The following is a 22,554-nucleotide window of genomic DNA, read 5'->3' on the forward strand; positions in this document are numbered from 1 at the left end:
CTCCGTCGAGATTAGCGCATGAGCGCCTACGGCCCCGATATGGCTAACCCACGTGGATGGGGTCAACCACGATGCGCAAAGGCAGGTCATCCTTGCGGGCGCTGCGCGCGGCGTTGGCGCTGCGCAATGCCCGCCCCAATTGGGAACGCGGCCCCAGCGGGGTGCGCACGACCAGTCGCTGCGGTGGGCCAAAGCGCTGGCTATCGTAGTCACCAGGCAGGCTCTGCCCCGGTGGAAGGGGAACTGGGCCCAAGACCTCCGCGTGGTCTGGAAGATCCACAAGCTCGGCAAAGCCATCTAGGGATGCATCCGCACCGTCGATGGCAGCAAAATGCACCGCGGGTGGGAAGCGCACTTCGCGCCGGGCAGCAAGCTCTGCCGCGGCCGCGCCCACCATATCCCAACGCAGGAAATGCTGGACTACGGTAAGAGACTCATCGGCGGCTAGGATTACTCGACCACCCTTGAAATGCGGCTGCACCAAGGTAGCCGCCTGCGCCCACTTCGCTAGGGTATCCTCCGTGGCGCGCAGGTCTTGCCGGTTGAGCAATGCCCCGGCATCCAAGAGCAACGCCGCGCCATAGGCTCCATCGTTTACTCTCGGTTCCGCACCAGGGGTGGCAATGACCAGCGCCGGCGCATTGTCTACCGCATCGAGCACCTTGTTTCCACCCGAGACCACCACCCGCGTATTGGGAAAGGCCCGGCCCATTTCTTCCGCAGTGCGCTCCGAGCCCAACACGATGGCCCGCAGGCGCGGGGACCCGCATTCAGTGCACCGATGCCGCGCCTCAATGCGACCACACCAGCGGCAGGTAGGCATTCCCGCCTCTTCCGAGCCCGCGCTTGCCGACGCCCCCTTGGGCGGCAGCCCCAATGGCCCATTGCAATGCCGGCAGCGAGCCGGCGCTCGGCACTGGCCACAGGCCAAAATGGGTGCATACCCCTTGCGCGGTACCTGCACCAGCACCGGCTCTCCCCTATCCAGCGCCTGGTGGGCGGCTTGGAAGGCCTGCGCCTGTACTTTTGTGGTACCGCCCTGGAGGTCGCGCGCGATAGAAAGACCGAACGACCCCACCGCCTCGATAGCCGGGCAACGCGCCGTTATGGTTTGCTCTTTGGCCACCACGTCGTGCGCCCATCCTGATTCCACGAGGAGCTGTGTCTCCGCCGTCCGCGAATGGTTGGCCAAAACCATGCTGCAGCCTTCGAAGGCTGAGCGGGTGGTGAGTACTTCCCTCGCATGGACATAGGGCTTGAGGTTGTCGACCAAATTATCATTGCCATCATCAAGGATCACCGCCAGCTGCAGGTCTTTGACCGGGGCAAAGGCGGCAGACCTGGTGCCAATGACCACGCGCGCTTGGCCCACTAGTGCGGAGAGATAGCGGCGGTAGCGCGCCTGCGGGCCCATGCTATTAGTCAGCACCGTTATCTGCTTTGCGCCAAGTACCTGGCGAAGCGCGGCGTCTAAGGCATCGACGCTCTTTTGGTCCGGGGCGACGAGGAGAACTCCGCCACCGCCAAGCGCCACTTTGGCAGCGAGTGCAGCCAGCGCATGTGCCCAATCATCGCCCGGGGCGATTTGCCAAGCGGCACGGGCGAGCTTGCCGGCCAGAATCGAATCGACAAAAGCCTCGCCATGCTGGTACGCCGACCACCCTGATAGGTCGGGCTCGCTCGTGGTGCCGAGCTCCTCCCACGGGGTTTCCAGGTCGGATTCCTCCGCCTTGGCGTGCCGCGGCGGGATAGCGGAGCGGATAATGTCTGAGCGCACGCCGCCGTAGCGGTCTGCCAGGGCGTCGCCAAGCCGGGCCAGCTGCGGCGGATAAACCTGGAAGGGTGAGATGATGCGCTCGATAAAGCGCAGGTTGCCCCCAAATTCAGAATCATGCCGGCGTTCTAAGACAATCGCGTCCACCAAGCGCCCGTTGAAGCGGATACGCACCTTAATCCCCGGTTGGACTTCTTCCGAGTCCGCCTCTTCGACGAGGTAATCAAACCCTCGGTCTAGGTGCGCAACCCCTAAAAGAGGCAACACCCGCGCAACCGGCTTCCGGGTGGCGGGTGTTTTCTTAGGCATAGGCCTCGATTCTACAGACCAGCGGCAGCACGCAATGCTTCCACTCGGTTCAACTGCTCCCACGGCAGCTCAACGTCGGTGCGACCAAAGTGTCCGTAGGCGGCAGTTTGCGCATAGATGGGGCGCAATAGGTCGAGCTCGCGAATGATAGCGGCCGGGCGCAGGTCAAATACCTGATCTACCGCAGCCTGGATATTCGCATCGCTCAGGCCTTCCTTGGCGGTACCGAAGGTCTCCACGTACAAGCCGACCGGCTTGGCGCGGCCGATTGCATAAGCCACCTGAACCTCAGCGCGATCTGCCAAGCCCGCGGCCACGATATTCTTAGCCACCCAGCGCATGGCATAAGCAGCGGAACGGTCCACCTTGCTCGGGTCCTTGCCAGAGAACGCGCCGCCGCCGTGGCGAGCCATGCCGCCGTAGGTATCGACGATGATCTTGCGGCCGGTAAGACCGGCATCGCCCATCGGACCGCCAAGGATGAAGGAACCGGAAGGGTTGACCAACAAGGTCGTGTCTTCGGTGTAGTACTTCTCCAAGCCGGCGTCCTTGATAACCCATTCCAGGACCTCACTGCGCAAGGGGCCTTCCAACCAAGCGCTATCGACCTCGGCATCGTGCTGCGTGGAAATGACCACGGTATCCAGGTGGGACGGCTCATTGTCGTCGGTGTAGGCAAAGGTCACCTGGGTCTTGCCATCCGGGCGGAGGTGATCGACGATACCTTCCTTGCGCACCTGCGTCAGGCGGCGGGACAGGCGGTGCGCCAAAGCGATGGGCAGTGGCATGTACTCAGCGGTCTCATTGGAGGCATAGCCGAACATCAGACCCTGGTCGCCTGCGCCAGCGGTATCGTTTTCGGCGTCATAGTCCTCGTCATGGGCGCGGGCTTCAGTGGAGTTGTCTACTCCAGCGCCAATTTCCTGGGACTGCTCGCCAATGGCGATATTCACGCCACAGGTGTTGCCATCAAAGCCGACTTCCGAAGAAGTAAAGCCGATGGATTTAAGTGTGTCACGCACCAGCGCCGGGATTTCTACGTATGCCTCGGTGCGAACCTCGCCCACCACGTGAACCTGGCCGGTGGTCACCAACGTCTCGACGGCGACTCGGGATGCTGGATCCTTTTCCAGCAGGGCATCAAGGATGGCGTCAGAAATGGCGTCACAAATCTTATCGGGATGGCCTTCCGTAACGGACTCGCTGGTAAAAAGACGAGTTGCCACTGCAGCGTTATCAGTCACAAAAACTTCCTTCGTTCTCACTGTTGATTCGATGCTGTGGGTTTCTACGCCCAAGCCTAATACCTCGCAATCCTAGACCAAGCGGTCTATAAATGCAATTTTAGTTGTCTACACCTGAAACATTTCATTCACGGCCAAAAGAATCTGAGCGGCGACAACCTGCTTCGAGCCATGCTCCACGCGTTGTGGCGCGCTATCCGGACGTAAAATCCATCCCTCATTGGACTTTTGGCCAAAGGTTCTTCCGCGCCCGACCTCATTGGCCATGAGCACGTCGCAGCCCTTACGCGCAAACTTCTCCTGGGCATAGTCCAAGGCGGACTTCTGGGCATCACCGGTTTCGGCGGCGAACCCCACAATTACGCACTCGGCAGGGACCTCCGAGCGCTCGCGCGCAGCGACGAGCCCTTTGAGCACATCCGGGTTTTCCACCAGATGGAGCGTCGAGAGTGCATCGTCTGCCTGTCCCTTCTTCATCTTTGATTCGGCAACCTCCGCGGGACGGAAGTCAGAGACTGCAGCGGCCATGATCACCACGTCCGCATCGCGGGACTCCTCGCGCATGGCATCCTCCAACTCACGGGTGGAGACAATGTGCCGTAGCTTCGCGCCGCTTGGCACAGGAAGCTGGGCGGTATTACCCGCAACGATGGTGACCTCGGCGCCCATCTGGGCGGCCCATTCCGCGAGCGCGAATCCCTGCCTGCCGGAAGAGCGATTGCCCAAGTATCGGACCGGATCAAGTTCTTCCTGGGTACCGCCGGCTGATATGACGACCTTCTTGCCCTGCCAGGTGTGCTGCACTCGATAGCCCGCCAGTTCAGTACGGACAATCTCCGCGATCTGTTCTGGCTCCGGCAGACGACCTGGGCCAGAATCCTTGCCGGTAAGGCGGCCGTGGGCGGGCTCGATGACGGTGATACCGCGGCGTCGCAAAGTAGCCACGTTGTCCTGCGTAGCGGGGTTATGCCACATCTCAGTGTGCATGGCCGGGGCCACAATAACCGGGCACGTCGCGACCAATACGGTCGCCGTGAGCAAATCGTCTGCTCGGCCTGCAGCCAAGCGCGCGATAAGATCCGCGGTGGCGGGCGCAATGACCACAGCATCCGCATGCTGTCCTACGTTGACGTGCTGCACCTCATCCACGGCCTCAAACACGCTCGTGGCGACGGGGTGGCCGGATAGAGCCTCAAACGTAGCCGCACCCACGAAGTTCAGTGCACTTTCCGTGGGGACAACGCGAACGTCATCGCCCGCTTCCTTGAGATTGCGCACGAGGTGGCACGCCTTGTAGGCCGCAATGCCGCCAGCGACGCCGAGAACAATATTGCGAGAGGAATCTTTATCAGTCACACCGCACGATGGTACCTGCCGACATAGAGAAAGGCTCCACCCGCCGCAACCAAGAGGTACACCCCAATTCGGGAATGCACTTCCGTGGCGGCGCGTGGAGCCTTAAAGCTATTACACGCTTAGTGCTAGCTACTTGCCTTCCTCGTGGTCAAGCAGGCCAGCATCAATCTCGCGCAATGCGATGGACAAAGGCTTTTCGCCTGGCTCTGGGGTAACCAGCGGGCCTACGAACTCGAAGACACCTTCATCCTGCTCTTGGTAGTAGCTATTGATCTGGCGTGCGCGCTTAGCGGCAAAGATGACCAAAGCGTACTTAGAGGAAACCTTGTCCAAAAGCTCATCGATCGGGGGATCGGTAATGCCGATCGGATCATCAAATACTGGTTCCGCCTTTGCGGCTTCAGTGTTAGAAGGGGTGGTCACGTTAGTCACATGCACCTTTACATTGATTGAAGATGGTCAAAAAGGAGGTCTATGCCCGCAGGATATCACTAATGGCAGATACTGCCTCGTCCAGATCCTCGTTCACAACGACGTGGTCGAACTCGTCCTGTGCGGCTAGTTCCTCATGCGCAGTTTGCAACCTACGGTCAATGACGTCTTGCGGCTCGGTAGCGCGGCCGGTGAGCCGCTCCACAAGTACCTCCCATGATGGGGGTGCCAAAAAGACCAGGTCTGCCTCCGGCAGTGCTTTCTTTACACTCCGGGCACCCGCGAGATCCACCTCAACGAGTACTGGGCGGCCAGCGGCCAAAGCTTCCTCTACCGGCTGGGCGGGCGTTCCAGAGCGTTGCAATCCGCCGTGGATATCAGCCCATTCGAGCATCTCCCCGGCATCAATTCGCTCCTGGAAGGTTTCTGGGGTGACGAAGAAATAATCGACACCGTCCTGCTCCCCGGGGCGGGGCTGGCGCGTGGTCATAGACACGCTGAAGTACAGCCCCTCGACGTCACTGCGCAGACGCGAAACTACGGTGGATTTTCCCACTGCGGAAGGCCCCGCCAGAACGACGAGGCGCCCGCGTGCAGTTGCGTCAGCCATGGTTGTGACTATTCGCCGTAACCGAAACGCTCGAGGAGAGCACGACGCTGACGCTCACCCAGGCCGCGCAGACGACGGGTCTGAGCAATCTCCAGGTCTTCCATGATTTCCTTAGCCTTGACCTTGCCAACCTTCGGCAGAGCCTCGAGGAGCGCAGTAACCTTGGTCTTGCCGATGATCTCATCGGTCTCAGCCTTTTCGAGCACGTCTTTCAGGTCGGTCTCGCCGCGCTTGAGCGCAGCCTTGAGCTCGGCGCGAGCCTTGCGGGCCTCAGCGGCCTTTGCGAGAGCTTCCTTGCGCTGCTCATCAGTCAACTTTGGAAGGGCCACGGGTTTCCTCCGATTCATTAGATTGATTCTGTTACGTCTAGTACTTGGTACCAGATTACGGTTGCCTAACGCAGTTAATACACCGCGGAAAGTTATTAATAACCTTCGAGCAAACCGACTTCTGGTAATCCTAGCACTGCTCATTGAACGGTGACGATTAACGGGTCCAAAAGCACGCCTATTTTAGCACGTCACCGCACATACCTTAAACAAAGTACCAGGTAAACGGCGCGGCTGTTAATCAGCCGCGCCGCCCCTATTAGTCCCGGAACTCTGCCACTACCTGAGCAACCGCTTTGCGCAGGTCAGCGACACCAGGACCTTGCTCGAGTACTGCTCGAGACACATTGGCGAATCCCAGCGATGGATGAGCAGAAACAATGCCGTTCACCTGCTTTGGGCCAGCGCCCTGGGCGCCAACGCCGGGCAGAAGAACCGGACCATTGAGCGCATCGAGGCGCGGCGGATTGTCCAACGTAGCGCCGACGACTACGCCGACATCGCCCGGCTTGCCAGACTTGTGCGCCTCGACATTGAACGCGGCGCATTCATCGACGACGCCTTGAGCGATGGTGCTCTCCTCGCCCACCGGGACCGATTGGATGGCACGTGCCTCCGGGTTGGAGGTAGCCGCCAGGACGAATACACCGCGGCCGGTTTCTTCGGCCTTGGTGAATACCGGCCCCAAGGCGCCAACGCCTAGATAGGGGGACACTGTCACGGAGTCTGCGCGCAGCGGCGAACTATCGCCGAGCCACGCATCTGCATAGCCGGCCATGGTGGAGCCAATATCGCCGCGCTTGGCATCGGCAACAGTAAGGCACCCCGCTTCCCGCAGGGAAGCCAGGACTTCTTCTAGGACCGCAAAGCCCTGGGAGCCAAAGCGCTCAAAGAAGGCAACCTGTGGTTTTACCAAGGCGGCGGTATCGCTAAAGGCTTCAACGCAGCGCATGCTAAAGGTCCGCAGACCTTCAGCGGTAGGCTCCAGTCCCCACTTGTCCAAGAGATATGGGTGTGGGTCGATGCCAACGCACAGGCGCCCACGTTCCTGACCGGCTTCTTCTAGCCGCTCGCCAAATCCTTTAGTGCTGTGGGCCATGCTCAAGCTCCTGGAGTGCGCGTACCTGCAGGTTGCCAATGCGCATAGCTTCGATGCCCTGAACAGCTGCGGTTACACCCTGCACGGTGGTCACCAGTGGGATCTCCATGTGTACGGCGGCGGCGCGGATATCGTAGCCATCGTGGCGGGCACCGGCGGAGCCAGCTGGAGTATTAAGAATCCAGTCGATTTCGCCGTTGAAAATCTTATCCACGATGGACTCTTCGCCTTCCTTGGCCTCAGAGACCTTGGCGGCAACCTCGCACTCGATACCGTTGCGGCGCAGCATCTGGGCGGTGCCGGCGGTAGCGACGATGTTGTAGCCCATGTTGGCCAGGCGCTGAATCGGGAAGATCAGGGTGCGCTTGTCGCGGTTGGCAACAGAAACGAAGACGGTGCCCTCCGTGGGCGGCACGGCGAAGGCTGCAATTTCGCCCTTGGCATAGGCCGCGCCAAAGTTGGTAGCCAAGCCCATGATCTCACCGGTGGACTTCATCTCTGGCGAGAGCAGCGTATCGAGCAGGCTGCCATCGGGACGGCGGAAGCGGTTGAATGGCAAGACTGCTTCCTTGACGGCAATCGGGTGCTCCAGCGGCAAAGAACCACCGTCGTATTCGGAAGGAATCATGCCTTCGGCGCGCAGGTCGGCGATGCTCGAGCCCATCATGACGCGAGAAGCTGCCTTTGCCAGTGGTACGCCGGTGGCCTTGGAGACGAACGGCACGGTACGGGAAGCACGTGGGTTGGCCTCGATGACGTAGAGGATGTCATCCTTCAAGGCGAACTGGACGTTCATCAGGCCCTTGACGCCAATGCCCTCGGCGAGCAAGCGGGTGGACGTGCGGACCTTTTCAATGTCCTCGGGTCCGAGCGTCATCGGTGGCAGCGCACAGGAGGAGTCACCGGAGTGAATACCGGCCTCCTCGATGTGCTCCATGACGCCGCCCAGGTAGACCTCGTTGCCGTCGCACAGTGCATCAACGTCAATCTCGATGGCGGAATCCAGGAAGCGGTCCACCAGAACCGGGTGGTCCGGAGACAGCTCGGTGGCACGCTCGATGTAGTCTTCCAGCGCCTTTTCGTCGTAGACGATTTCCATACCGCGGCCGCCCAGCACGTAGGACGGACGAACCAGTACTGGGTAGCCGATGGAGGAAGCAACCTCGCGGGCCTCCGCGAAGGAGGTGGCGGTGCCGTATTCCGGTGCTGCCAATTCTGCCTCATCGAGGACCTTGCCAAATTCGCCGCGGTCCTCGGCAGAGTCGATAGCTGCGGGGCTGGTGCCCACAACCGGAACGCCTGCCTCCTCCAGGCGGGCAGCGAGGCCCAGCGGAGTCTGGCCACCTAGCTGGACAATCACACCGGCGACGTCACCGGAAGCGGCCTCCGCGTGGTAGACCTCCATAACGTCCTCGAAGGTCAGCGGCTCGAAGTAGAGGCGGTCTGCGGTGTCATAGTCGGTGGAGACGGTCTCCGGGTTGCAGTTGACCATGACGGTCTCATAGCCCTGCTCCGAAAGCTCAAGGGCCGCGTGAACACAGGAGTAGTCAAACTCGATACCTTGACCAATGCGGTTCGGTCCGGAGCCCAAAATGATGACCTTGCCCTTAGAGCCTTCCGGTGCCGGGCGAACCTCGGTCTCGGCATCCGGGTCGAGCTCATAGGAGCTGTAGTGGTACGGGGTTTGTGCCTCGAATTCGCCGGCACAGGTATCTACGGTCTTGTACACGGGGCGAATGCCCATGCGCCAGCGCAGGCTGCGTACGCCATCCTCGCCGTTGAATTCGGGGCGAAGGGCGGCAATCTGGGCGTCGGAAAGCCCAAAGACCTTGGCCTCGCGCAGCAGCTCCTCGGTGAGCACTGGGGCGTCGATAAGCTCCTGGCGGAAGGCCACCAACGTGGCCAGCTCAGCGATGAACCATGGGTCAACGCCGGAAGCCTCGTGGACCTCGTCCACAGAGGCTCCAAGGCGAAGGGCCAGCTCGATGTCGTACATGCGGCCCTCGGTTGGGCGCTCCAGATCCTTGAGCACGGCCTGCAGGTCGGTGGCACGCTCGCCGGCGAAGTACTCATCCGGCTTGGTCCAGAAGCCATTGGGCTTGTTTTCCAAAGAACGCATGACCTTGTTCAGGCCCGCGATGTAGTTACGACCGATGCCCATGGCCTCGCCCACGGACTTCATGGTGGTGGTCAAGGTGTCGTCAGCACCTGGGAACTTCTCAAAAGCAAAGCGTGGGGCCTTGACAATGACGTAGTCCAGGGTCGGCTCGAAGGCTGCCTTGGTCTCGCCGGTGATGTCGTTTTGTACCTCGTCCAAGGTGTAGCCAATGGCGAGCTTGGCCGCCAGCTTGGCAATCGGGAAACCGGTGGCCTTGGAGGCCAGTGCGGAGGAACGGGACACGCGCGGGTTCATCTCGATGACGATGATGCGGCCGTCTTCCGGGTTAACCGCGAACTGGATATTACAGCCGCCAGTATCGACGCCGACCTCGCGGATGATGGCAATGCCCAAGTCACGCATCTTCTGGAACTCACGGTCAGTAAGCGTCAGCGCCGGGGCGACGGTGACGGAATCGCCGGTGTGCACGCCTAGGGCATCGACGTTTTCGATGGAGGCAACGACCACGACGTTGTCATCGCCATCGCGCATGAGCTCGAGCTCGTATTCCTTCCAGCCCAGGATGGATTCCTCAATGAGCACGTTGGCCTCAGGGGACGCGGCCAAGCCGCCGCCGGCAATGCGGTCCAGGTCCTCATTATTGAAGGCCAGACCGGAGCCCAAGCCACCCATGGTGAAGGAGGGGCGGACTACGACGGGCAGGCCGAGCTTATCGACGGTCTCGTGGACCTCATCCATGTTGTGGCACACAGCGGAGCGGGCGGACTCACCGCCGATGGAGGCTACGATGTCCTTGAACTTCTGGCGGTCCTCGCCGCGCTCGATGGCGTCAATATCGGCGCCGATGAGCTCGATGCCGTACTTGTCCAAAATTCCTTGGCGGTCGAGCTGAACAGCGGCGTTCAGCGCGGTCTGGCCGCCCAGGGTAGCCAGCACGGCGTCGATGGGGTGTCCCTCTTCGCGCTCCTTGACCAGAATCTTTTCGATGTATTCCGGCTCAATGGGCTCCACGTAGGTGTGGTCCGCAAACTCAGGGTCGGTCATGATGGTGGCCGGGTTGGAGTTGACCAGCGTTACGCGCAGGCCCTCCTCCTTGAGCACGCGGCAGGCCTGGGTACCGGAGTAGTCGAACTCACAAGCCTGGCCGATGACGATCGGGCCGGAGCCGATGACCAGGACGTGGTTGATGTCGTTGCGCTTTGGCATAGTTATTCTTCCTTTTCCTGGTTGTCTACTTATTTGGGGTGTGGTTAGCCATCAGTTCTTCAAACTGATCAAATAGCGGGTTGGCATCGTGCGGGCCGGCCGCGGATTCTGGGTGATACTGCACGGAGTAGGCCATGCCGTTGCGCAATGCCACGCCCTCGACAGTGTCGTCGTTGAGGCAGATGTGGGTGACCTGCGCGGGACCGAAATCGGTAGCGAACTCGGCGTCCTTGCTGTTGAGGTCATAGCCTTCCGGAGCCTTCAGCGCGAAGCCGTGATTCTGAGAGGTGATATCAATCTTGCCGGTCACGTTATTGCGCACCGGCACGTTGATGCCACGGTGGCCGAACTTCATCTTGTAGGTGTCCAGGCCAAGCGCGCGGCCCAGGAGCTGGTTGCCAAAGCAAATGCCGAAGAACGGAATCTTGGCTTCGAGCACCTGCTTGATGATGCCCACCATTTCATCGGCGGTAGCCGGGTCGCCCGGGCCGTTGGAGACGAAGACGCCATCCGGGTTATAGGACTTCACCTTGTCAAAGGAGGTATTTGCGGGCACGACGATGGTTTCGATGCCGCGCTGGGAAAAGTGGCGCGGGGTTGCGGTCTTCACGCCCATGTCGAAGGCAACGACGGTGTACTTCTTCTCCCCTACGGCCTCGACCGTGTACGGCTCGTCGGTAGATACCTCTGCGGCTAGGTCGGCGCCTTCCATGGAGTCCTGGGACTTAACTTCCTTGAGCAACTCCTCGACCGGGCGCTTTGCATCTTCGCCGGAGAACAGGCCGGCGGCAATGGAGCCGTAGTTGCGCAGGTGGCGAACCAAGGTGCGGGTATCGATGCCGCGGATGCCAATGACACCCTGCTTTTCCATCTCTTCGCTCAGGCTGCGCTCTGCACGCCAGTTGGATACGCGCTGCGCGAGGTCGCGGATGACGAGGCCCGCAACCCAGATGTGGTTGCCGTGGGACTCATTGTCCTCGTCGTTCCAACCGGTATTGCCAATGTGCGGCGCTGCGGAAACCACAATCTGGCGGTGGTAAGACGGGTCCGTCATGGTCTCCTGGTAGCCGGTCATCGCCGTGGTGAATACGGCCTCGCCCAAGGTGGTGCCGGTGGCGCCAAAGCCATAACCGCGGAAGGTACGCCCGTCCGCGAGAACGAGGATTGCTGGGGTTCTATCAGTCACGTCGTGGCCTTTCTCTGCCATATAGGTGGTCTCAGTGTGCAAGGTTAGTCTTCTTCGGAGGCTGCCAAGTCAAAAGTGACGGCACCTCGCAAAATGGTGTGGGTAACACGGGCGCCAAATTCTTCGCCAGCGTACGGGTTGTTTTCGGACTTGGAGGCCAGCTTGGCGGAATCAGAAACCCAGTGGTGGTCTGGGTCCACGATGGTCAAGTTAGCTGGCTCGCCCTCCGCGATGGGGCGGCCATGGCCCGGCAGGCGGGTGATTTCTGCGGGGCGCTCGGACATCACGCGGGCGACAAAGCGCCAATCGGCCAGGCCGGTCTCGACGAAAATCTTGGCGATGACAGCCAAGGAAGATTCCAGTCCCAACATGCCAGGGCGGGCGTTTTCAAACTCCACGCACTTGTCTTCGGAGCCGTGCGGGGCGTGGTCGGTGGCAACGCAGTCGATGGTGCCGTTGAGCAGCGCCTCGCGCAGCGCCTCGGTATCGCGCTGTTCGCGCAGCGGCGGGTTGACGCGGAAGAGGCCATCGTAGGTGCGCAGCTTGTCATCGGTCATCAATAGGTGGTGCGGGGTTACCTCGGCGGTGAGAGGAATATCCTGCTCCTTCGCCCACTTCAGCAGCTCCACGGTGCCCTGGGTCGAGGCGTGGCAGATGTGCACGCGGTTGCCGTAGTCGCGCGCCAATAGGGCGTCGCGGGCCACGATGGATTCCTCGGCCACGCGCGGCCAGCCGCGCAGGCCGAGCCTGGCCGCGGTCTCGCCTTCATGGGCGGAAGCGCCGCCGGTCATGCGGTCATCCTCGGCGTGCTGAGCCAGCAGCACGTCCATGCCCTTGGCGTATTCCAAAGCACGACGCATTAGCTGCGGATCCTGGACGCACTTGCCGTCATCGGAGAACATGCGCACCTTGGCGTCCGAACGAGCCATCATGCCGAACTCTGTAAGGGTCTTGCCTTCCAAGCCCTTGGTAATGGAGCCCACCGGGTGGACGTCGCACAGCGCCAGTGCTTGGGACTTGGCCCATACGGACTCAGCGATGATCGGCTGGTCGGTCACTGGGTTGGTATTAGCCATGGTGAACACTGCAGTGAAACCGCCTTTGGCGGCAGCCTTGGAGCCGGTCTCGATGGTCTCGGTATCCTCGCGACCAGGCTCGCGCAGGTGCACGTGCATATCCACCAGACCTGGCAAGAGCACGTTGCCCTGGCCGTCGATGACCTGTGCATCCTCGGCTTCTGCCGTGGCGCCGATGGCAGCGATGATGCCGTCCTTGACCACGACATCGGTGGGCTCACCTTCGCCGTAGAGGCGCACATTCTTAATCACCAGTGGGGATTCCGCCGGCGCGGAAAGGCGACCGGTTTCCGGGTAAGTAGTCATTGTCTCTCCCTATAGTTGAGTGTGGGCCGCGGTTTTAGATGCCGGCGTTTCCGCCATTGGTCAGCAGGGTAAACAGCACCGCCATGCGGGCGTGTACACCGTTGTGTACCTGCTGTAGGACCGCAGTTTTGTCCAAATCTGCGACGCCATAGTTAATCTCCATGCCGCGCAGCATCGGGCCTGGGTGCATGACGATGGCGTCCTTGTGCATGGCCGCCGCGCGGTCTTTAGACAGACCAAAGAGGTTGGCGTATTCGCGGTGGGAGGGGAAAAAGCCGCCATTCATGCGCTCTTGCTGCACGCGCAGCATCATGATGACATCGGCGTCTGCGACTTCCGCATCAAAGTCATACGACACACGCACCGGCCAATTCTCTACCCCAAAGGGCATGAGGGTGGCTGGGCCCACGAGAGTTACCTCAGCGCCGAGAGTGTTAAGCAAATCTACGTTGGAGCGCACGACGCGCGAGTGCAGGCAATCGCCCACAATCTTTACCTTCAGGCCGGCAAAGCCTTCGTCACTGTGCAGTCCCAGGCGCTGGCGCATCGTGACGGCGTCGAGAAGCGCCTGCGTTGGGTGCTGGTGCGCGCCGTCGCCCGCGTTGATCACTGAAGGTCCCTTGCCGTTAGGGGCTACCCACTGGGCCAGCTGCTGCGGCGCACCAGAGGAAGGGTGGCGCATGATGATCGCATCGGCGCCGATGGCGGCCAAGGTAAGGCCCGTATCCTTCAGGGACTCGCCCTTCTTTACCGAGGAGGTAGAGGCGGACAGGTTAATGACGTCCGCGGACATCCACTTGCCGGCCGTTTCAAAGGAAGAGCGGGTGCGGGTGGAGTTTTCATAAAAGAGGGTATAAATGGTCCGGCCCCGCAGGGTCGGCAGCTTCTTTACCTCGCGGCCTTCGAGGGCCTCGCGGAAGCGATCCGCTTCATCCATTAGACCGATAATTTCGCTTCGGTCCAGCTCTGCCATATCGATGAGGTGCTTCATGGTTATGCCTCCCCCGTTTCAGAGCCAGCTCCACTAGTAGTAGCGGCGGCTCGGGTCAATACGACCGCATCCCGGCCGTCAATCTCGCTGTTGTATACGGTGACATCTTCTTCTCGCGCGGTGGGCAGATTCTTACCCACATAATCGGCGCGGATAGGAACCTCGCGGTGGCCGCGATCTACCAGGACGGCCAGCTGAATGATGTCCGGACGGCCTACGTCACTCAACGCGTCCAAGGCGGCGCGGATAGTGCGGCCGGAATACAGCACATCATCGACCAAAATAACAGTGGCGCTATCGATGCCACCGGTGGGAATGGTCGTCGGTTGGAGTGCGCGATGCGGCTTTCCTAGCAGGTCATCGCGGTAGAGAGTGATATCGAGGGAGCCCCATGGGACTGCAACCCCGGAAAATTCTTCAATCTTGTGCGCTAGGCGCTGAGCAAGGGGCACGCCACCAGAGGGAATGCCAAGCAGAATGACCCGCGGTGCGTCCGCGGAATCGAGCGCCGTTTTTTCAATGATCTGGTGCGCGATGCGTGCAACGGTACGCGAAACATCATCGGAGCTTAAAAGCTCTAGCTTGTTCGCGGCAGCGTCAGTTCCACTCATCGTGACCTCCTTCCCCGCCTCACGGTGCGGTCTTTAAAGGATGCCGGTTGATGGTCTCAAAAATGTCTATGCTGTTAGACACAAGATACTCTAGCACCTTCCCCACCATTTGGGTGAGGGCGAAAAGAAGGAGGCACTTCACACAGTGAGTTTTTCCGCCGAACACATAGTCCCCGCCCCGCGCGAGCAGGTCTGGCAATGGCATACCCGCCAAGGCGCTTTAACCCGTCTGAACGCCCCCTTTGCATTCATGAAGCCCATCCAGCAGGCAGAGAATCTGGGCGATGGCACCTCCATCCTGGGCCTTCCGGGAGGCCTGCGCTGGACCGCGCAGCATAGACTTTCCCAGTACCGCGAGGGCTATGAGTTCACCGATGTGTGCGTAAACTCCCCCATTCGCAAATTTGCCACATGGCAACACCATCACACCTTTGCGGATCACCCGGACGGCACGCTCGTACGCGATGAAGTTACTACCCGCATCCCTTCGGCGGCACTGGAATCGGTCTTTGCTTATCGACAGCACCAGCTCATTGAGGATCTTTCCTTTCTCCAGCGGCTTGCCGACGCCTCCTTAAACACCCAACCACTAACCATCGCCATGACCGGCTCCCGCGGCAGCGTGGGCGCAGCGCTCACCGCACAACTGCGCACCGCCGGGCACACGGTGATCCAGCTCGTGCGCGGCACGGCCAGCAAAGGTCAGCGCACCTGGCGCCCGGAGCAGCCCGATCCCGACCTCCTGCGCGGCGTCGACGTCCTCGTCCACCTGGCGGGCGAGCCCATCTTCGGCCGCTTCAATGACGAGCACAAGGCCGCCATCCGCGATTCCCGCGTTGGCCCCACCGAGCGCCTAGCCCGTCTAGCGGGCACCACGGATTCCGTCCGCACCATGGTTTGCGCCTCTGCCGTGGGCTACTACGGCTCCGACCGCGGCGATGAGATTCTCACCGAAGACTCCGCACCTGGCGAGGGCTTCCTCGCAGACGTCGTAGTCGACTGGGAGCGCGCCTGCGAGCCCGCCCGCGCCGCGGGCACCCGCGTGGTCAATATTCGTACCGGCATCGCCATGTCGGGCGGTTCCGGCCTCCTGCCACTGCTGCGCGCCCTCTTCTCTACCGGCCTAGGCGGCCCCTTCGGCGACGGTGAGTTCTGGTTCAGCTGGGTCGCCCTCGATGACCTGACGGATGCCTACTTCCGCGCCATCGTGGACGATTCGCTGGAAGGCCCGGTCAATGCGGCCTCGCCTAACCCGGTGCTCAATAAGGACTTCGTCAAAGCCCTTGGTGCCGAACTACACCGTCCGGCATTGCTCCCCGTTCCGCCCTTCGGTCCCGCAATCTTGCTGGGCAAGGAAGGCGCCCAAGAGTTGGCCTTGGCGCAACAACGCGTAAGCCCCACGGTTCTACACAAAATCGGGCATACGTTCCGCTACCCCACGATCGACACTGCTCTCGCCCACGAACTTGGCGGCGAGCGCCTATGGAGTCCCAGTAACTAGATAAGAACTTAGGTAAACTAGCAAAGGTTGACCTTTATCCCCGATTAGTACATGGATTGAGACTACTTAAGTGTCTGAAGAACCAACCCAGTATCCCGATACGCCGGTAGAGCCCGTAACTCTCGAGCGCATCGGCGAGATCTTTGCATCTGAGAACCTGGAATACCGCCTCGAAGAGCAGCCAGTGAGCGAGGAAGAAACCGTGCAGATCCTGCGCACGGGTTTCTCCAACGTCGCCATCGCCATGCAGGTGCGCGATGACGTGCTCGTGGCGGATTCCGTGTGGCGCGGCAATGTACCTTCTTCTGAGGGCGCAACCCTGTTAACGGTGCTCAACCAGTGGAACCAGCAGCACTTCGCGCCGACCCTGCGCTTCTTTGAGTCTGCCGAGAATAACCTCGCCGTCTCCGGCGTGCGCGAGATCAATATTGCCCACGGTTTGTCCCGCAATCAGATCGGCGCCTTCGTGATGTCCACGCTGGATTCTATGCTGCAGTCCTTCGCCTTCGTGGAAGAACACTACCCACAGCTCGTGACTTGGGAGGAGCACAACCATGACTAATGCCTCTACCGAAAACAATCTGCCGGAGATCACCCTTGACCGCGTTGTCGCGGCCATGCGCACCTTCGACATCGAATTGACCAAGATGGACAGCGATATTGAGGCGGCCACCGCCAACCTCAACGGCCTGCCCACCATGTTCGCGGTTCTCGATTCCGTGGTTATTGTCCGCTGCGATGTGCCTACCGACGCCGCCTATTCCAAGGCCGACGCCGGCCTCTTCCTCGCGGCTAACCAGATCAACTCCGTAGCCTTCGGCGCCCGCGCAGTTATCTCGGAGCACGATGACATGCTCGTGGTGCGCACCGAGCGCGATATCCCTGCCGCCGCCGGCATGACCGACGAGCAGCTGCAGGCTGCCCTGAAGACCGCCGTAGATGGCGTCATCCGCGGCCAGGATGCCATGGTTTCTGCCGCCGAAGAGATGGCCAAGCTTGGCTCCGAGACCGCAGCCAATGCCGGATCTGGCGACGCCGCCGCAAGCGACACCCCGCAGAGCTAAGCCGCACTAACATCCGCCGCTCTCCCCCTCTCCTTCCGCCTTAACAACGGCGCAAGGGTGACGGGGAGAGTTCTTTTTACTCTCGGCCGTTCTGGGCACATGGAGACGCGAGGATGGGCGTCGAAAGACACTGTCTTGGGCATGAAAATACCGCCCGCCACAGCTCTTCGCCATCGAGCTGGGCGGGCGGTTTAAGTATGCGGGCCGGTTTAAACCTGACTATTCCGCAGTGGGGTCCTGCTGCGCAGAACCGTCTGCTACAGCCGAGTCGTCGTCCGCGGCAGCGGAGTCCGAAGCGGTGGATGCGGAGGTATCCACGGCCGCATCATCCGCACGCTCGGACTCTACCGAGTCCTCGTCAGTCGAATCTTCGCCGTCCGCATTCGCATCGCTGCCCTGGTGTTCTGCGGACATCGGGTTTTCCGCAGAACGGGACTGCGCCACGTCATCCAACACAGCGTGGATATATGGCGCCGCTTGATCGTTGGAATACTGGGAAGCAATCTCCACGCCTTCCACGACCGCAGTAGCGGTAGGAATATCCGGGTTGAACAGCAGCTCCCACACCGATAGGCGCAGGATAGCGCGGTCAACGGCCGGGATGCGGTGCAGTTCCCAGTCCTCGGCAAGGAACCGAGAAATGGTGTCATCGATGGCATCCAGCTCTTCAGCGACGCCTTTGACAATCACCTGGGTGTATTCGGCCACAGGTGCTACCGCGTTGCGATCCTCACGTGCCAAGGCGATGCGATCCTCCACGATGGCAACGGGGTCAACGTCCCTGTTTTCTGCTTCGTAGAGGATATCGGCGGCACGACGACGTGCACGGTACCGCGCGGTGTGCCGCTTGTAGTTGATATCGCGCTTAGGGGTGTTATCAGACACAGTCAGATGCCCTAGTTGTTAACGCGGGAGAGGTACTCGCCGGTACGGGTATCGATCTTGAGAACGTTGCCGATCTCGATGAACAGCGGAACCTGGATTTCAGCACCGGTTTCCAGGGTGGCGGGCTTGGTGCCGCCGGAAGAACGGTCACCCTGCAGGCCCGGCTCGGTGTGCTCGACCTTAAGGTCTACGGAAATAGGCAGTTCTGCAAAGAGTGCCTCATCCTCGTAGAAGGAAACCTGGACGCGCATGTTTTCCAGCAGGAAGCGAGCGGCATCGCCGAACTTCTCCGGCGGGAGCTCGTACTGCTCGAAGGTCTTTTCATCCATAACAACGTAGCTGGTGCCATCGTTGTACAGGTAGGTCATATCGCGGCGGTCCACGGTAGCGGTCTCTACCTTAACGCCAGCATTCCAGGTCTTGTCCACGGTCTTACCGGAGACAACATCCTTGAGCTTGGTACGCACGAAGGCTGGGCCCTTGCCCGGCTTCACGTGCTGGAACTCAACGATCTGCATCAGTTTGTTGTCGATCTTCAGAACGAGCCCGTTCTTGAAATCAGTAGTATCAGCCATTGCGGTTAAACTCCCGAAAATTGTGGACTAAAGGTTGAAAACAATGTTTAAGCCTACCGGACAACTGCCCCTTGGGGTATTACCGGTCCCCCATTTCTTCCCCACAGTTGACAGCGGGGTGCCTTTCGGGGCCCATCGCCTGCCCTAAACCGTCAGACACGCAAGCAATCAAAGGTTTTTAACCAGCAATAACTCGCTGTACGATAAGGCTTTGCTTAATTGATTTTTCACATACCTACCAAGGATTTTTGCGATGCCTCTCAAGCAGCTCTACGCCGCGGCTACCGCTACTGGCGCAGCCCTAGCAGCACTCTCCGCCCCGCAGGCCATGGCAGCAGACGCCCAGACCGTGATGTTCGGCGATTCTGTCTTTGCCAACCCAACCTATGGCCAAGTTGGCACGACCTCGAGCCTGTCCCCTTCGGCGGGCACTACGCTATCGTCTGCCACCCACGGCATCGAAGACGCCCCGGGCGTGCCGTCCCCACAGGGTTGCCCGCAGGGTCAGAGTAATGTTGGCCGCGAATTGGGGCGGGTTTCTGGTCAGCACATAGCCAACTACGCCTGCTCTGCGGCAAAGGCCGCCGGCCAATCGCACCGTAAGGACTTCGATGAGCAGATCAACGGAGCCATTGCTAATAATGATCTCAATGGCGAAACGAAGAACGTTTTGATTCAGTTTGGCGCCAATGATCTCCAGGAAATCCTGCGCCCATCTCTTTCTTCTTCCAATCCCTACTACGACGGCATGAAGCAATCGATCCAGCGGATTCGCCACGCCGCCCCGAATGCCCGCATCACCGTTGTAGGCTATCCCGCCATCTCCGCCCGCAATGGCGCGGTATGCCCGCTGCGCACCTCCGCACCGGGATCCTCTGAAGCCGGGTTCAACATGGACTACGCGGGCCTGGTTCGCACCGGCGAGGACCAGGTCAATAGCGCCATGTACAAGGCAGCCCGCGCAAACGGCGTGCAGTACTATGACCTACGCGCCGACTCCATTGATCACGGCATGTGCGCGCCGGACAGCACCCGCTGGATTTCCGGCAAGTGGGAGTACTCCGTACCGCACAACCTCTTCAATCACCTCACGCACCTGGGCAACCGTAATGTCGCCCAGCTGCTCAACTCCAAGGTGCTGGCCCACTAGGCGGGCAGTTCAGTAAATTCCTTCGTCGCGGCGGTAATGATCTTCGGCGCACCATCGGTGATGATGAGGGTATCTTCGATGCGCACGCCGCCCTTGCCCGGAACATAGATGCCCGGCTCAATGGTCAGGGTCATGCCGGCGGCGAGCTCACCCTTACCGGTCCGTGCCGCGAACGGGGCTTCGTGGACGTCTAGGCCCACGCCGTGGCCCGTCGAATGCACAAAGTAGTCGCCATAGCCGGCGGCGGAGATGACATCGCGGCAGGCGGCGTCGACGTCGGCAAGCTTAGCGCCCGGCACCGACGCTGCCACGCCTGCCTTTTGGGCGCGGAGCACCACATCATAGATTTCCTTGGCAAAGTCATTCGCCGTGCCCACGACGTAGGTGCGGGTGCAGTCGGAATTAAACCCGCGCAGGTACGCACCGAAATCGATGGTCACAAGGTCGCCATCCTCGATGACCCGGTCATCAGCGCCATGGTGCGGCATCGCCGAGTTCGGGCCGGAAGCCACGATGGTATCGAAGCTCACTCTCTCCGAGCCGAGCATGCGCATCCGATATTCCAAATCGGCAGCCACCTGGCGCTCGGTGCGGCCGGCACGCAACTCACCGGCGGCGAGCAGATCCTCCAGCGCCTGATTAGCCAGCGCAGCAATCTCTTCCAGCTTTTCTAGCTCGATCGAATCCTTGACCAAGCGAATTTTTTCAATGACCCCGGCGATGGGAACCAAGGTAACCGACTCCGGGGCGGACTCTTCTAAGTCCTTCAGCTCAGAGACCGAGAGGTAGTCGGCTTCAAAACCGACTCGAACCGGCCCCTCAACATCGGCAAACTGCTGCAGGAGCACCTTTCCTACCGCGCGGCCCTGGATAGCCTCCAGACCGGGAACCTCGCGGGCAATTTGCGTGGTGTACCGGCCGTCGGTAGCAACCTGCGCGGTAAGGTCCTTGCGCAGCAATAGCCCGCCATTCGAGCCGGAGAATCCCGAAAGGTAGCGCACGTGCGTGAGGTGGGTGACCAGCACGGCATCGATGCGCTGGCCGGCTAGTTCCGCGGCAAGTTTGCGGCGCCGGTCACTAAAACGGGTATCTGCCAAAGCCATGATTTCATCCTTTTGGGTCGACTGCGGTGTAGAAAGTATTCACCCAGTATATCGACCCCGCCACCGCAGTTGAGCGGATTTCTTTCTAGCCAGCTGCCGCACAGCCCGTTCGTGGGGTGCCTATTGGCAGAGGTAATCCACTGCCGCCAGGTAGCCGAAGACACCCAACCCGGCGATGACGCCGCGGGCGATAGGGCTGAGATAGGAGTGATGGCGGAAGGGCTCGCGCGCATGCACATTAGAAATATGCACCTCTACGAATCCGGCGCCATCGGCTACCTCTGCCAGGGCATCCCGCAGGGCCACTGAGGTATGAGTAAAACCGCCGGGGTTGATAATTACTGGGTGGCCCGCATCCGCGGCGGCATGCACCCTCTCAATGAGCTCGCCCTCATGGTTGGACTGGAAGCACTCTACTTCTGCACCGTGCGCGGCGGCGCGCGAGGAGATCATCTCTTCTACATCCACCAGGGTGGTGGAGCCGTAGACATCCGGCTGGCGTTTTCCCAAGCGGTTCAAGTTCGGGCCGTTGAGGACAATAATCTTCATTTTCTACTCCGAAATCGCGGCGTAGGCCGCCTCTAGCTCTTCCGTGCTGGGCCCCTCGAGACGGGTGGTCTCGCCCACCCCAGTCAAGGCTACAAAGCGAATCATTCCGTCGCGGTTCTTCTTATCGTGGGTCATTGCCTCATACAGGTCCCTGAACTGGCCCGGCCTATACGTGGTCGGCAGCCCAATGCTGTCAAGAATCCGGCGGTGCTTTTCCACCAGCTCTGCGTCAATGAGGCCGCGCTCATGCGCCAGGTGGGCGATGAACATCATGCCCACGGCCACCGCGTTGCCATGGCGCCACTGATACTGTTCATGGCGCTCCACCGCATGGCCAAAGGTGTGGCCGTAGTTGAGCGTTTCCCGCAGGCCCGATTCTTTGAGGTCCTCGCCCACCACCGCGGCCTTGACCGCGATGGAGCGCGCAATAAGTTCTGGAAGGAAGCCCTGCGGGGCCACGCATGCGCCGGGGTCACTGTCATAGCGTTCAAGGATCACCGGGTCATGGATGAATCCGGTTTTGATGATTTCTGCCGAGCCAGCAATGATCTCTGCCGCGGGCAGGGTATCCAGGCGCTCGAGATCCACAAACACAGAATCTGGCTCATGAAAGGCGCCAACGAGGTTCTTGCCGGCTGCGGTATTGATACCGGTTTTGCCGCCGACGGCCGCATCAACCATGGCCAATAGCGTGGTAGGCGCCTGAATGACCTTGATGCCGCGCATCCACCCAGCCGCAGCGAACCCAGCCAAATCGGTGGTGGCGCCGCCGCCGAGGCCGATAATGACGTCACGGCGGTTAAAGCCCTTTTCCCCCAGCTGATCCCATACGCCACCGATGACGCTGAGTTGCTTGGCGGCCTCGGCATCGGGGACGTCGATAAGCGTAGGCTCCACCCCCTCAGCGGCAATGAGTTCCGCTAGGCGCTCGGCCGCGGCACGCAGCGGCGGCTGGTAGATAATGCCAGCCTGGCCTGCACCAATCTGCGCACAGCGCCGCGCGATGTCCCGGTTGAGATCAGCGCCAATGCGAACTTCATAGGGCTGTGGTCCATTAACGGCAATACTGGGCATGGTGG

The 22,554-nt window shown here is 60.7% G+C and carries 21 protein-coding genes; 4 read left to right on the forward strand and 17 right to left on the reverse strand.

Going from position 1 to position 22,554, the window contains the following annotated elements; all coding sequences use genetic code 11:
* Nucleotides 1-43: 43 nt before the first annotated feature.
* From MHY13_RS05655 to pyrR, 12 genes are all read right to left on the reverse strand, one after another.
* A complete protein-coding gene (locus tag MHY13_RS05655) occupies nucleotides 44-2,083 on the reverse strand; it encodes a primosomal protein N' (protein WP_239228828.1) in 2,040 nt (679 codons plus the stop codon).
* Nucleotides 2,084-2,094: 11 nt separating this feature from the next.
* Nucleotides 2,095-3,327 (reverse strand): methionine adenosyltransferase, encoded by a 1,233-nt coding sequence (metK, locus tag MHY13_RS05660; RefSeq protein WP_239228829.1) that lies wholly within the window; start codon nucleotides 3,325-3,327, stop codon nucleotides 2,095-2,097.
* Nucleotides 3,328-3,435: 108 nt separating this feature from the next.
* Nucleotides 3,436-4,683: a bifunctional phosphopantothenoylcysteine decarboxylase/phosphopantothenate--cysteine ligase CoaBC gene (gene coaBC, locus MHY13_RS05665; protein WP_239228830.1), complete on the reverse strand. Its 1,248-nt coding sequence runs from the start codon at nucleotides 4,681-4,683 to the stop codon at nucleotides 3,436-3,438.
* Nucleotides 4,684-4,812: 129 nt separating this feature from the next.
* Entirely contained in the window at nucleotides 4,813-5,115 is a 303-nt protein-coding gene (gene rpoZ / locus MHY13_RS05670; protein WP_005324891.1) for a DNA-directed RNA polymerase subunit omega, read from the reverse strand.
* Nucleotides 5,116-5,155: 40 nt separating this feature from the next.
* Nucleotides 5,156-5,725, reverse strand: a complete 570-nt coding sequence (gmk, locus tag MHY13_RS05675) for a guanylate kinase (protein ID WP_239228831.1) — start codon at nucleotides 5,723-5,725, stop codon at nucleotides 5,156-5,158.
* 8 nt (nucleotides 5,726-5,733) lie between these two features.
* Nucleotides 5,734-6,054: an integration host factor, actinobacterial type gene (mihF, locus tag MHY13_RS05680; protein ID WP_239282336.1), complete on the reverse strand. Its 321-nt coding sequence runs from the start codon at nucleotides 6,052-6,054 to the stop codon at nucleotides 5,734-5,736.
* Nucleotides 6,055-6,313: 259 nt separating this feature from the next.
* On the reverse strand, nucleotides 6,314-7,153 hold the full coding sequence (pyrF, locus tag MHY13_RS05685; protein WP_239228832.1) for an orotidine-5'-phosphate decarboxylase: 840 nt from the start codon (nucleotides 7,151-7,153) through the stop codon (nucleotides 6,314-6,316).
* Nucleotides 7,137-10,478, reverse strand: coding sequence for a carbamoyl-phosphate synthase large subunit (gene carB / locus MHY13_RS05690; protein WP_239228833.1), 3,342 nt, complete (start codon nucleotides 10,476-10,478; stop codon nucleotides 7,137-7,139). Before carB ends, pyrF begins: the two co-directional genes overlap by 17 nt.
* A gap of 25 nt (nucleotides 10,479-10,503) precedes the next feature.
* On the reverse strand, nucleotides 10,504-11,685 hold the full coding sequence (carA, locus tag MHY13_RS05695) for a glutamine-hydrolyzing carbamoyl-phosphate synthase small subunit (RefSeq protein WP_239228853.1): 1,182 nt from the start codon (nucleotides 11,683-11,685) through the stop codon (nucleotides 10,504-10,506).
* 23 nt (nucleotides 11,686-11,708) lie between these two features.
* Entirely contained in the window at nucleotides 11,709-13,046 is a 1,338-nt protein-coding gene (locus MHY13_RS05700; protein ID WP_239228834.1) for a dihydroorotase, read from the reverse strand.
* A gap of 34 nt (nucleotides 13,047-13,080) precedes the next feature.
* Nucleotides 13,081-14,037 carry an aspartate carbamoyltransferase catalytic subunit gene (locus MHY13_RS05705; protein ID WP_239228835.1) on the reverse strand — a complete coding sequence of 319 codons (957 nt, stop codon included), beginning with the start codon at nucleotides 14,035-14,037 and terminating at the stop codon, nucleotides 13,081-13,083.
* Between the two features lie 2 nt (nucleotides 14,038-14,039).
* On the reverse strand, nucleotides 14,040-14,648 hold the full coding sequence (gene pyrR, locus MHY13_RS05710) for a bifunctional pyr operon transcriptional regulator/uracil phosphoribosyltransferase PyrR (protein WP_239282269.1): 609 nt from the start codon (nucleotides 14,646-14,648) through the stop codon (nucleotides 14,040-14,042).
* Between the two features lie 145 nt (nucleotides 14,649-14,793).
* Between pyrR and MHY13_RS05715 the strand changes: the two genes are divergently transcribed.
* From MHY13_RS05715 to MHY13_RS05725, 3 genes are all read left to right on the forward strand, one after another.
* Complete coding sequence (locus MHY13_RS05715) at nucleotides 14,794-16,149, forward strand: TIGR01777 family oxidoreductase (protein WP_239228837.1); 1,356 nt, start codon at nucleotides 14,794-14,796, stop codon at nucleotides 16,147-16,149.
* Nucleotides 16,150-16,219: 70 nt separating this feature from the next.
* The gene (locus MHY13_RS05720; RefSeq protein ID WP_239282271.1) at nucleotides 16,220-16,711 is read left to right on the forward strand and encodes a YbjN domain-containing protein; all 492 of its coding nucleotides are present in this window, start codon (nucleotides 16,220-16,222) and stop codon (nucleotides 16,709-16,711) included.
* Complete coding sequence (locus MHY13_RS05725) at nucleotides 16,704-17,213, forward strand: YbjN domain-containing protein (RefSeq protein ID WP_239282273.1); 510 nt, start codon at nucleotides 16,704-16,706, stop codon at nucleotides 17,211-17,213. The genes MHY13_RS05720 and MHY13_RS05725 overlap by 8 nt, the downstream gene beginning before the upstream one ends.
* Nucleotides 17,214-17,432: 219 nt before the next feature.
* Here MHY13_RS05725 and nusB read toward each other — a convergent pair whose 3' ends face one another.
* Complete coding sequence (nusB, locus tag MHY13_RS05730; protein ID WP_204608920.1) at nucleotides 17,433-18,098, reverse strand: transcription antitermination factor NusB; 666 nt, start codon at nucleotides 18,096-18,098, stop codon at nucleotides 17,433-17,435.
* Between the two features lie 11 nt (nucleotides 18,099-18,109).
* Nucleotides 18,110-18,673, reverse strand: coding sequence for an elongation factor P (efp, locus tag MHY13_RS05735; RefSeq protein WP_005324919.1), 564 nt, complete (start codon nucleotides 18,671-18,673; stop codon nucleotides 18,110-18,112).
* Between the two features lie 253 nt (nucleotides 18,674-18,926).
* Here efp and MHY13_RS05740 point away from each other — a divergent pair, with 253 nt between their 5' ends.
* A complete protein-coding gene (locus MHY13_RS05740) occupies nucleotides 18,927-19,823 on the forward strand; it encodes a GDSL-type esterase/lipase family protein (protein WP_204608918.1) in 897 nt (298 codons plus the stop codon).
* Here MHY13_RS05740 and MHY13_RS05745 read toward each other — a convergent pair.
* From MHY13_RS05745 to aroB, 3 genes are all read right to left on the reverse strand, one after another.
* On the reverse strand, nucleotides 19,820-20,926 hold the full coding sequence (locus MHY13_RS05745) for an aminopeptidase P family protein (RefSeq protein WP_239282275.1): 1,107 nt from the start codon (nucleotides 20,924-20,926) through the stop codon (nucleotides 19,820-19,822). The two genes, MHY13_RS05740 and MHY13_RS05745, sit on opposite strands and share 4 nt — an antisense overlap.
* Before the next feature lie 120 nt (nucleotides 20,927-21,046).
* Nucleotides 21,047-21,475, reverse strand: a complete 429-nt coding sequence (gene aroQ, locus MHY13_RS05750) for a type II 3-dehydroquinate dehydratase (RefSeq protein ID WP_239282277.1) — start codon at nucleotides 21,473-21,475, stop codon at nucleotides 21,047-21,049.
* A gap of 3 nt (nucleotides 21,476-21,478) precedes the next feature.
* On the reverse strand, nucleotides 21,479-22,549 hold the full coding sequence (gene aroB, locus MHY13_RS05755) for a 3-dehydroquinate synthase (RefSeq protein WP_239282279.1): 1,071 nt from the start codon (nucleotides 22,547-22,549) through the stop codon (nucleotides 21,479-21,481).
* Nucleotides 22,550-22,554: the final 5 nt, after the last annotated feature.

The sequence above is a fragment of the Corynebacterium sp. ACRPE genome, assembly GCF_022347435.1.
Taxonomy (GTDB): domain Bacteria; phylum Actinomycetota; class Actinomycetes; order Mycobacteriales; family Mycobacteriaceae; genus Corynebacterium; species Corynebacterium tuberculostearicum_D.